Here is a 10907-nt window from a genome sequence, read left to right on the forward strand (position 1 = left end):
TCGGGCTCATGCGCGCGGCGCGGGAGCGCACCGGCCGCCCCGTGCTCGCCGGGCTGGGCGGCGACGGCGCGCTGGCGGACGCGGCGGTGGCGGCGGGAGCGGACGGCCTGCTGGTCGGCCCGGGCGCGCCCGTGCGGGCCCTCGCGGCGGCGCACGAGGCGGCGACCGTCGTGGCGGCGGTCGTGCGGCCGGAGGCGCCCGAGACCATCGACGGGGCCCGGAGCGCGATCGACCGCGTGGACGCGGCCCTCGCCACGCTCCTCGAACGCCGGGCCGGGCTGGCCGGGCGGATCCAGCGCCTCAAGCCCGTCGGCGGCTTCCGGGGCCGGGACATGGAGCGCGAGCGCCGCCTCGTCGCGGCCATGGCCCGCCGCGCCCCCAGCCTCGGCGCCGGGCTGCTCGCCCCGATAATGAACGCCGTGATCGAGGCCGGACTGCGCCTGTCGGAGGAGACGCGGGACGGCGAGGACCGGAGATAAACTCTGCCTCACCTGAGTCCCACTGGTTCGCGATCACGGCGTAGGCTCTGGTCCGCGGTCCGGTGACGATGGGGGTCTCATGGGTGATTCGTTTGTGCATCTGCACGTCCACACCGAGTACTCGATGCTCGACGGAGCGGCGCGGCTGAAGCAGATGTTCAAACTCGTGGGCGAGCTGGAGATGCCCGCGATCGCGATCACCGACCACGGCAACATGCACGGCGCCTACGACTTCTACAAGCAGGCGACCGCCGCCGGGGTGAAGCCCATCCTCGGCATCGAGGCGTACGTCGCGCCCGAGTCGCGCATGCACAAGAAGCCGGTGGTGTGGGGTGAGCCGCACCAGAAGAGCGACGACGTCTCGGCGGGTGGCTACTACACCCACATGACGATCTGGGCGCGGAACAAGGCCGGGCTGCAGAACCTGATGAAGCTCAGTTCGCGCGCCTACACCGAGGGCTTCGTCCGCAAGTGGGCCCGGATGGACGCCGACATCCTCGCGGAGCACGCCGAGGGCCTGATGGCCACCACCGGCTGCCCCTCCGGCGAGGTGCAGACCCGCCTGCGGCTCGGCCAGTACGACCAGGCGCTCAAGGCCGCGGCGAAGTACCAGGAGATCTTCGGGAAGGACAACTACTTCCTGGAGATCATGGACCACGGCCTCGACATCGAGCGGCGGGTCCGCGACGGCCTCATCCGCATCAGCCGGGAGCTGGACATCCCGCCGGTCGTCACCAACGACTCCCACTACACCTACGAGTCCGACGCCGCCGGCCACGACGCCCTCCTGTGCATCCAGACGGGCAAGCAGCTCAGCGACCCCGACCGGTTCCGGTTCGACGGCAGCGGCTACTACGTCAAGTCCGCCGACGAGATGCGGGCGGTCGACTCCTCCGACATCTGGCAGGAGGGCTGCCGCAACACGCTGCTGGTGGCCGAGAAGGTCGACCCCGAGGGCTTCTTCCCGTACCACAACCTGATGCCGACCTACCCGATCCCCGAGGGGCTGACGGAGGAGGAGTACTTCCGGCAGCAGGTCTGGGAGGGCATGAAGCGCCGCTTCCCGGGCGGCGTGGACGAGGAGCACCGCGCCTGGGTCGAGAACGAGATCGGCGTCATCCTCCAGATGGGCTTCCCGAGCTACTTCCTCGTGGTCGCCGACTTCATCATGTGGGCGAAGAACAACGGCATCCGGGTCGGCCCCGGCCGTGGTTCGGCCGCCGGCTCGCTGGTCGCGTACGCGCTGGGCATCACCGACCTCGACCCGATCCCGCACGGCCTGATCTTCGAGCGGTTCCTCAACCCCGAGCGCGTCTCGATGCCCGACATCGACATCGACTTCGACGAGCGCCGGCGCGCCGACGTGATCCGCTACGTGACCGAGAAGTGGGGCGCCGACAAGGTCGCCATGATCGCCACGTTCGGCACCATCAAGGCGAAGGCGGCCGTGAAGGACGCCGGCCGCGTCCTCGGTTACCCGTACGCGCTGGGCGACCGCATCTCCAAGGCGTTCCCCCCGGCCGTGATGGGCAAGGACATCCCGCTGTCGGGCATCTTCGACGCCGACCACCCGCGCTACAACGAGGCGGGCGAGCTGCGCAAGCTGTACGAGGAGGACGTCGACGTCAAGGCGACGATCGACCTCGGGCGCGGCCTGGAGGGCCTGATCCGGCAGACCGGCGTGCACGCCGCGGGCGTCATCATGTCGGCCGAGCCGCTGACCGACCACATCCCGATCATGCGCCGCGACTCCGACGGCGCGATCATCACGCAGTTCGACTACCCGACCTGCGAGACGCTCGGCCTGCTGAAGATGGACTTCCTGGGCCTGCGCAACCTCACGATCATCGACGACTGCCTGAAGATGATCGAGGGCAACACCGGGAACAGGATCGAGCTGCTCGACCTCCCGCTCGACGACACCAAAACGTACGAGCTGCTGGCCAAGGGCGACACGCTCGGCATCTTCCAGCTGGACGGCGGCGGCATGCGCACGCTGCTGCGGCTGATGAAGCCCGACAACTTCGAGGACATCTCCGCGGCCCTCGCGCTCTACCGGCCCGGCCCGATGGGCGCCAACTCGCACACCAACTACGCCCTGCGCAAGAACGGCCAGCAGGAGATCACCCCGATCCACCCCGAGCTGGAGGAGCCGCTCAAGGACATCCTCAGCACGACCCACGGCCTGATCGTGTATCAGGAGCAGGTCATGGCCATCGCGCAGAAGGTGGCCAACTACACGCTCGGCGGCGCCGACCTGCTCCGCCGCGCGATGGGCAAGAAGAAGAAGTCCGAGCTGGACAAGCAGTTCGAGTTCTTCGAGAAGGGCATGAAGGAGAACGGGTTCTCCGCTGCGGCCATCAAGGCCCTGTGGGACATCCTTCTCCCGTTCTCCGACTACGCCTTCAACAAGGCCCACACCGCCGGATACGGCCTGGTGTCGTACTGGACCGCCTACCTCAAGGCCAACTACCCGGCCGAGTACATGGCGGCGCTGCTGACCAGCGTCAAGGACGACAAGGACAAGTCGGCCCTCTACCTCAACGAGTGCCGCCGCATGGGCATCACGGTGCTCCCGCCGGACGTCAACGACTCCGACTTCGACTTCACCCCGCGCGGCACCGACATCCGGTTCGGCCTGTCGGCCATCCGCAACGTCGGCGCGAACGTCGTGGACGGGATCATCGCGGCGCGCAAGGAGAAGGGCAGGTTCACCGACTTCAAGGACTTCCTGCGCAAGGTTCCGGCGGTCGTCTGCAACAAGCGGGTCATCGAGTCGCTGATCAAGTCGGGCGCGTTCGACTCGTTCGGGCACGTGCGCAAGGGTCTGCTGATGGTCCACGAGCAGGCCGTGGACGCGATCATCGACATCAAGAAGAACGAGGCCATCGGCCAGGACTCGCTGTTCGGCGCGATCGACGGCGGCGAGGACCAGACCTTCGACGTGCAGATCCCGCCGGGGGAGTGGGACAAGACGACGCTGCTGCAGTTCGAGCGGGAGATGCTCGGCCTGTACGTCTCCGACCACCCGTTGTTCGGCGTCGAGCACATCCTGTCGGCGGGCGCCGACTGCTCGATCGCGGCGCTGCAGGACGACAGCCGCCCCGACGGGCAGGTCGTCACGGTCGGCGGCATCCTGTCGGGCCTGCAGCGCAAGGTGACCAAGAAGGGCGACACCTGGGTCCTCACCATGCTGGAGGACCTGGAGGGCTCGATCGAGGTCATGATCTTCCCGTCGGCCTACCAGCTCTGCGCGACCGTGCTCGCCGAGGACGCGATCGTCTTCGTCAAGGGCCGGATCGACAAGCGGGAGGACGTCGCGAAGATCATCGCGATGGAGGTGACCGCGCCGGACCTCACCGCCGAGTCGGGCGGGCCGCTGGTGGTGAGCATGCCGATCAACCGCTGCACGCCGCCCGTCGTCGGCCGGCTCAAGGAGGTGCTCACCACCCACCCGGGGACCACGGAGGTCCACCTCCAGGTGCACAACGGGCCGCGTACGACGGTCATGCGGCTGGACGACCGGCTCCGCGTGAGCCCCTCGCCGGCCCTGATGGGCGACCTCAAGCAGCTGCTCGGTCCGGCCTGCCTGGCCGGCTGACCGGCCGCTCGGCCTCCCGCTCCCGCTTCTTCTTCTCCTTCTTCTTGCGCTGCTTCTCCAGCGCCTCCTTCAGGCCCGGCGTGAACCCGCCGCCGAACCGGGCCATGTCGGGCGGGACGAAGCCGTACACGGGGACGTCCCGCAGCGCCGCGCGCATCGAGTCCACCCAGATCGGGCCGGGCAGCGAGGCGCCCTGCACCGAGCCGTAGTAGCGGCCGCCGATGGTGACGCCGGTGAGCGGATAGCGGTAGGAGCCGCGGATGTCGCCCACGCTCACGGCGGCCGCGAGGCCGGGGGTGTACCCGGCGAACCAGGCCGAGGTGTACCCGTTGTTGGTGCCCGTCTTGCCCGCGGCGGGCCGCCCGATGGACTGGCCGCGCATCGTGCCCCTGGTGAAGACCCCCGTGAGCACATGGCTCACCGCGTCGGCGACCTCGGGCTCGATCGCGCTCACGCACGCCGGCGGGATGTCGGTGCGGGTGCCGTCACGTTCCACCACGGCGGTGATGGCCAGCGGCCGGCAGTAGCGGCCACGGGCGGCCAGCGCCGCATACGCCGCCGCCACGGTGGTCGGGTCCATCTCGTTGGCCCCCAGCGTGAACGTCGGCACCTCGTGCAGCGGCGCGCCGTCCGCCCGCCTGATGCCCAGTGACCTGGCCGTCTGCACGACGTCGCACAGGCCGACCTCGCGCTCCAGCCGCATGTAGAAGATGTTCACCGACTGCCAGGTGCCCATCTCCAGGCTGTACGGCCCGCCGCCGCCCTCGCCGCCCGCGTTGTGGATGACCGTTTTCGGGTCGTTGACGGCCCTGCCCGAGCAGTCGCGATAGCCGTACGACGGGACGTACGAGCCGGGGATCGTGAAGCCGTCGCCGAACCGCATCCCCTGCTTGAGCGCGGTGGCCAGCGTGAACACCTTGAACGTGGAGCCCGCCTGCAGGCCGAGCCCGCCGCCGTGCGCCGTGTCGGCCGCCAGGTTGTAGGTGGTGGCGGGCCCGAGGTCGCGGTCGTGCGGGTTGCGCCCGTACCGCTTGCTCACCGCCATCGCGCGGATGTGCCCGGTGCCCGGCTCGATCATGGTCTCCGACGCGACCTGGTTGTCGCGCGGTCTGACCCGCGCGGCGATGGCACGCGCCGCGGCCCGCTGCGCGACCGGGTCGACGGTCGTCCAGATGGTCAGCCCGCCCCGCTGCAGGCGCCGCTCCCGGTCGGCCCTGGTGTAGCCGAACGCGGGGTTGCTGAGCACCTCGCGTTCCACGTACACGCAGAAGAAGGGGTAGGCGCTGCCGGCGCAGCCGCCGGGCTCGGGCCGCAGGCGCAGCCCCAGCGGCTCGGCGGCGGCGGTCCGCGCCACGTTGCCGTCGATCACCCCGAGCTCGGCCATCCGGCCCAGGACCAGGTCGCGCCGGGCCCGCAGCCGGTCCCTGTGCTCGTCGCCCAGGGAGGGATCGGTGTCGTACGGCGTGCGCACGACGCCGGCGAGCGTCGCGGCCTGCGTGAGCGTCAGGTCGGCGGCGTCGACGCCGAAGAACCGCTTGGCCGCGGCCTGCACGCCGAACGCCCCCGCGCCGAAGTAGGCGATGTTGAGGTAACGCTCGAGGATCTGGTCCTTGGTGTATTTGCGCTCCAGCGCCAGCGCGTACCGCAGCTCGTCGAGTTTGCGGCGGAACGAGCGCACGAGGGCCTGCGCCCGCTCGTCCTCCGACTCGGCCTGGTTCAGCATGATGTTCTTGACGAGTTGCTGGCTGATGGACGAGCCGCCCTGCCGGATCCCGCCGGCCCGGGTGTTGGTGACGAAGGCGCGCAGCGTGCCCTTGAGGTCGAGGCCGCCGTGCTCGTAGAACCGGGCGTCCTCGATGGCGACGATGGCCCGGCGCATGACCGGGGCGACCGCGCTCAGCGGCACCGACTGCCGGTTCTGGTAGTAGAACTGCGCGATCTGACGCCCGTTGCGGTCGAGCAGCCGTGTCACCTCGGGCAGCGGCTCCTCGCGCAGCGGCGCGGGCAGGTAGGTGAGAGTGGACGCGGCGCTCCTGGCCGCCAGGCCGGCTCCGCCCACGAAGGGCATGGCCAGCCCGGCGACCAGGGTGCCCCCGGCTGTGCCGCACAGGCCCAGCGCGAGGACGGCGCGCCCGACGGTGACGCCGAGAAGACGAGAGGTCACGGGATATCAGTGCGACCTCTGGCGTTTGTCCAAACCCGGGAGCCGTAAAGCTTTACGTGATCCTGTTGATCTTCAATCCGAGCGAGGTGAACTGTTCGAACGGTCTGTGGTAACCGCGTTCGATGTGGTTGACGCCCCGCAGGGTCGAGGTGCCCTCGGCCACGGCGGCGGCCAGCACCGCGGAGAACCCGGCGCGGATGTCGGGGAGCGTGACGTCGGCCCCGCGCAGGTTGGAGACTCCGCGTACGACCGCCGAGTGCTTGGCGTTGGTGTCGTGATAGCGGCACGCCGGGCCGCCCAGGCACTGGGCGAACACCTCGATCTCGCACCCCATCTTCTGCAGCGCGGGCACGTACACGAGCCGGTTCTCGAACACCGTCTCGTGCAGCACCGACATGCCCTCGGCGCGGGTGAACAGCACCATCAGCGGCGTCTGCCAGTCCGTCATGAAACCGGGGTGGGTGTCGGTCTGCACCGCCGCCGCGCGCAGGCCGTCCGGGGCCGAGGCGCACAACCACTCGTCGGTTATCTCGAACCGCGCGCCCATCCTCGCCAGCGTGGTGATGGCGGTCACGAGCCGGTCCTGGTGGCAGCCGTGCACGCGCACCTCGCCGCCCGTCACCAGGCCCGCCACCAGGTAGGAGAACGCCTCGATGCGGTCGCCGGCCAGCCAGGTGGAGGCGCCGTGCAGCTTCTCGACGCCCTCGATGACGATGCGCCGGTCCGGGCTAAGCTCGATCATCGCGCCCATGCGCTGGAGGAACAGCGCCAGCTCCACCACCTCGGGCTCCATCGCCGCGCCCTTGATGACGGTCTTGCCCTCCGCCAGGACCGCCGTCATGAGGATCGTCTCGGTGGCGCCCACGCTGGGGTAGGGGAGCGTGATGCGGTTGCCGCGCAGGCGGCTCGCCTTGGCGGTGATGCCGTTGTCGCCGACCTCGATCTCCGCGCCCATCGACCGCAGGGCCTCGACGTGGAAGTTCACCGGCCGCCTGCCGATGGGGTCGCCGCCGACGAGGGGGACGAACGCCTCGCCCGCCAGGTGCAGCAGCGGGCCGAGCATCAGGATCGGGATGCGGTTGAGCCCGGTGTACTCCTCCGGCACGCGCGGCCGGATCTCGCTGCCCCGCTCGATGGTGATCTCACCCGGGGTGATCTCCACATGGATGCCGAGGGCTTCGAGCATGGCGGCGGTCAGCCCCACCTCGCCGACCTCGGGGGCGTTGTGCAGCGTGCTCGGGCCCGTCCCGAGCATCGCCGCCACCATGTGCTTGGACACCGCGTTCTTCGATCCCCGGACCTCCACGTCCCCCCGCAACGGGCCGGACGGGTCGATCTGCCATACCTCTTCGCTCACTCGGCCTCCTTGGCCAACACCGATGCCGTGCGTCCCCTGCACGCGGCTTCAGCAAGAGTAACGGGATCGGTCCCGATTACCATGTGGGTACTATCTGGACGGTGCGGCATCTGAGGGGCAATCTGGCTACGACCGTCGTGACCGTCCTCGTGCTCGCCGTCCTTGGCGTGGTCGCCGGATACGTCTGGTCGGCGCTCGCCCCCGCCACGCGGTACGTGCTGATCGACGGGACGCCGCACCTGGCCGACCCGGAGACGCAGTCCCTCATCGAGGCCGACGGCTGGTTCGCCGCCGTCACCGGCGCGTTCGGCCTGGTCTGCGCGGTCGCGGGGTACGTGCTGTCGCGCGACCGGCCGGTCGAGGTCCTCGTGGGGCTCGCGACCGGCGGGCTGCTCGCCGGGTACGTCGCGATGCTGGTCGGCGGCACGGCCAAGGGCGTGGTCCAGGCGGCGGGACCGGACGGCTACACCACCACGGCCTCGCTGGACCTGACCGCGCACGGCGTGCTGTTCGCCTGGCCGCTCGTCGCCACCGCGGTCTTCTGGGTCATCGAGTTCGCCGTGACGTACAACCAGCGCGGCCGCTAGGCCCCGTCGCTCCTAGCCGAGGACCGGCTCGGTCCGCCACAGGCCGGTCGCCTGCTCGAAGGCGTGCCCGAGACGCAGGACGTCCATGTCGGCCCACGGCCTGCCGACGATCTGCAGGCCGACCGGCAGGCCCTCGGGCGTGAACCCGCACGGCACCGACATCGCGGGCGCGTGCAGCACGCTGATCCAGTAGCACGAGCGCATCCACGCCAGGTAGTCGGGCATCTCCACCCCCGCCACCTCCGTGACGTACGGCTGCTCGACCGGGAACGGCGGCACCTGGCTGACGGGCGCCACGAGGAAGGCGTACCGGCCGAAGAACTCCCGCATACGGTGGAACAGCCCGGTGCGCAGCCGCTCGGCCCGGGCGAGGTCGGCCCCGGTGACCTGTCGCCCCTGCTCCACGTTCCAGGCCACGTTGGGACCCACCTCGGGCAGGTCGCCGAAACTGAGCGCGTAGTACCACGACCGGTAGACGCGGAACGCCTCCTCGGCGTCGGACAGGTCCAGGTCCACCTGCTCGACCTTGGCGCCCAGCCCGGCCAGCGTCTCGGCCGCTCGCGCCGTCGCCGCGGCCGTCCGCGGGTCGACCGGGAGGCCGCCCAGGTCGGGGCTGAAGGCGACGCGGACGCCGGCGAGGTCCATGTCGGCGAGGTGCAGGTCCAGCGGCGCCGCGAACGCCGAGCCGTCCTCGCGGATCGAGAACGGCGAGACCGGGTCGAACCCGGCGACGGCCGACATGAACAGCGCCAGGTCGGCGGCCGTGCGGGCCATCGGACCCGGCACGCTGAGCGTGAACCAGGCCGCCGTCGCCGACTTGGCGGGCACCCGCCCGGGGGTGGGCCGCAGGCCCGCCACGTTGCAGAACGACGCGGGGTTGCGCAGCGACCCGCCCATGTCGGAGCCGTCGGCGAGCGGCACCATCCGGCACGCCAGCGCCGCCGCGGCGCCGCCGCTGCTGCCGCCCGCGCTCTTCGACAGGTCGTAGGGGTTGCGCGTCGCTCCGAACACCTCGTTGACCGTGTGCGAGCCGGTGCCGAACTCCGGGGTGTTCGTCTTGCCGAGCGCGATCCCGCCCGCCTCACGGATGCGCCGCACCAGCGGGTCGTCCTCGGTGGGCACGTGGTTCGCGAAGGCCGGTGAGCCGTACGTGGTCCGCACGCCCGCGGTGTCGGCGAGGTCCTTGTGCGCGACCGGGATGCCGTGCAGCGGGCCGCGCACGTGCCCGCGCCGCAGGTCCTCGTCGGCGCGCGCGGCCTGGTCGAGCGCCCGCTCCGCGGTCAGCGTGACGACGGCGTTGACCCGCGGGTTCGTCTCGTCGATGCGCCGCAGGCACGCCTCGGTCAGTTCGACCGCGCTCACCTCGCGGGCCCGGAGCAGCGCGGCCATCTCGGTCGCGGTGAGGCCGGCCAGTTCGTTCATATCTCCCCGTTCCCTACGGTCTGCGGCCAGTTTCACGCCTGCGAGCCGGACGGGCGACGGCAACACTCGACAGGTTCAGGCCTTGGCGATGGGGGCGGTCACCGCCTGGGCGAGCCGGATGAGGTTGCCCGGCGCCGTCTCGATCTGCAGGCCACGCCGCCCGGCGGAGAAGTAGATCGTCTCGAAGCCGAGCGCCGACTCGTCCACCACGGTCGGCAGCCGCTTGCGCTGCCCGAGCGGGCTGATGCCTCCCACCACGTAGCCGGTGACCCGCTCCACCTTCGCCGCGTCGGCCATCGCCGCCCGCTTGCCCTTCAGCGCCGCAGCGAACGCCTTGAGGTCGAGCTTGCCCGCGACCGGCACGACCGCGACCGCCAGGCCCGCCTCGGTCTCCGCCACCAGCGTCTTGAAGATCTGCTCGTACGGCAGGCCGAGCGCGTCGGCCGCCTCCTCGCCGTACGCCTGGGCGTTCGGGTCGTGGTCGTAGGGGTGAAGGGTGAACTCCGCCTTGGCCTGCGTGAGGGCGACGGTCGCCGGAGTGCCCTGGCCGCCCTTGCTCTTGGTCTTGCTCACGGCGGCAAGCCTAGTGCGGGCCCCTTCGTCACGGCAGGACGGAGCGTACGGCCTCGGGGGAGCGGGCGACCACGGCGGTCCCGTCGTCGGCGGTGATGATCGGCCGCTGGATCAGGATCGGGTGAGCGGTCATGGCCTCGATCCACCGCCCGCGAGCCGCCTCGTCGCGCGGCCACGACTCGATGCCCAGCTCCGCCGCGACGGGCTCGCCGAGGCGGGCGACGTCCCAGGGTTCCAGCCCGAGACGCCGCAGCATCTCTGCGAGCTCCTCCGCGCTCGGCGGGTCCTCCAGGTAGTGCCGAATCGTGTACCCGGCGCCCTCGGCGTCCAGCAGGGACAAGGCCGACCGGCACTTCGAGCAGGCCGGATTGATCCAGATCTCCATAGGGTCATTGTCCCGCGCCACGGTGCGAGCGGGCCCGTCAACGCTGGCGGAAAGGCGCGAACCGGCCGAGGTAGGTGAAGGTCCAGCGGTCTTCGCCGATCTTGCGGCGGGTGTAGCGGTCGGGGTGTTGGTAGCGGTCGCGGTTGTGGAACTGGCAGGCCGGGCCGAGGAGCTTGAGGTCGGTCAGTCCGCCGGTGCTCCAGTTGTCGGCGTGGTCGATCTGGCATCTGGTGGCGGGCAGGGGGCAGCCGTCGATCCAGCAGGTGGCGTAGCGGGCGAAGACGGCCCGCCGCTGGGCCGGGGTGGCCAGGCGGACCTTGCGGCCCATGTCCAGCACCT

The 10907-nt window shown here is 70.7% G+C and carries 9 protein-coding genes; 3 read left to right on the forward strand and 6 right to left on the reverse strand.

The annotated features are described in order from the left end of the window. The first annotated feature begins 170 nt into the window (after positions 1-170). Entirely contained in the window at positions 171-479 is a 309-nt protein-coding gene (locus tag AB0J39_RS34315; protein ID WP_363472425.1) for a chorismate mutase, read from the forward strand. A 79-nt stretch (positions 480-558) separates the two neighbouring features. Next, a complete protein-coding gene (gene dnaE / locus AB0J39_RS34320) occupies positions 559-4080 on the forward strand; it encodes a DNA polymerase III subunit alpha (RefSeq protein WP_363472413.1) in 3522 nt (1173 codons plus the stop codon). Here dnaE and AB0J39_RS34325 read toward each other — a convergent pair. Both AB0J39_RS34325 and murA read right to left on the reverse strand, forming a co-directional pair. Next, positions 4043-6244 (reverse strand): transglycosylase domain-containing protein, encoded by a 2202-nt coding sequence (locus AB0J39_RS34325; protein ID WP_363472414.1) that lies wholly within the window; start codon positions 6242-6244, stop codon positions 4043-4045. The genes dnaE and AB0J39_RS34325 overlap by 38 nt on opposite strands. A 52-nt stretch (positions 6245-6296) precedes the next feature. After that, on the reverse strand, positions 6297-7601 hold the full coding sequence (gene murA / locus AB0J39_RS34330) for a UDP-N-acetylglucosamine 1-carboxyvinyltransferase (protein WP_363472415.1): 1305 nt from the start codon (positions 7599-7601) through the stop codon (positions 6297-6299). Between the two features lie 101 nt (positions 7602-7702). On the opposite strand from murA, the gene AB0J39_RS34335 reads away from it, so the two are divergent. Next, on the forward strand, positions 7703-8188 hold the full coding sequence (locus tag AB0J39_RS34335; RefSeq protein ID WP_363472416.1) for a hypothetical protein: 486 nt from the start codon (positions 7703-7705) through the stop codon (positions 8186-8188). A gap of 12 nt (positions 8189-8200) precedes the next feature. Here AB0J39_RS34335 and AB0J39_RS34340 read toward each other — a convergent pair whose 3' ends face one another. The 4 genes from AB0J39_RS34340 to AB0J39_RS34355 form a co-directional block, all read right to left on the reverse strand. Beyond that, a complete protein-coding gene (locus tag AB0J39_RS34340) occupies positions 8201-9610 on the reverse strand; it encodes an amidase (RefSeq protein ID WP_363472417.1) in 1410 nt (469 codons plus the stop codon). A 75-nt stretch (positions 9611-9685) separates the two neighbouring features. Continuing rightward, positions 9686-10183, reverse strand: a complete 498-nt coding sequence (gene ybaK, locus AB0J39_RS34345) for a Cys-tRNA(Pro) deacylase (RefSeq protein WP_363472420.1) — start codon at positions 10181-10183, stop codon at positions 9686-9688. 28 nt (positions 10184-10211) lie between these two features. Further along, complete coding sequence (locus AB0J39_RS34350; protein WP_363472422.1) at positions 10212-10568, reverse strand: arsenate reductase family protein; 357 nt, start codon at positions 10566-10568, stop codon at positions 10212-10214. 37 nt (positions 10569-10605) lie between these two features. Further along, positions 10606-10907: HNH endonuclease signature motif containing protein (locus AB0J39_RS34355; RefSeq protein WP_363472423.1), on the reverse strand; the 302-nt coding region annotated here is incomplete at its 5' end.

Source organism: Microbispora sp. NPDC049633 (assembly GCF_040675265.1).
Classification (GTDB): domain Bacteria; phylum Actinomycetota; class Actinomycetes; order Streptosporangiales; family Streptosporangiaceae; genus Microbispora; species Microbispora maris.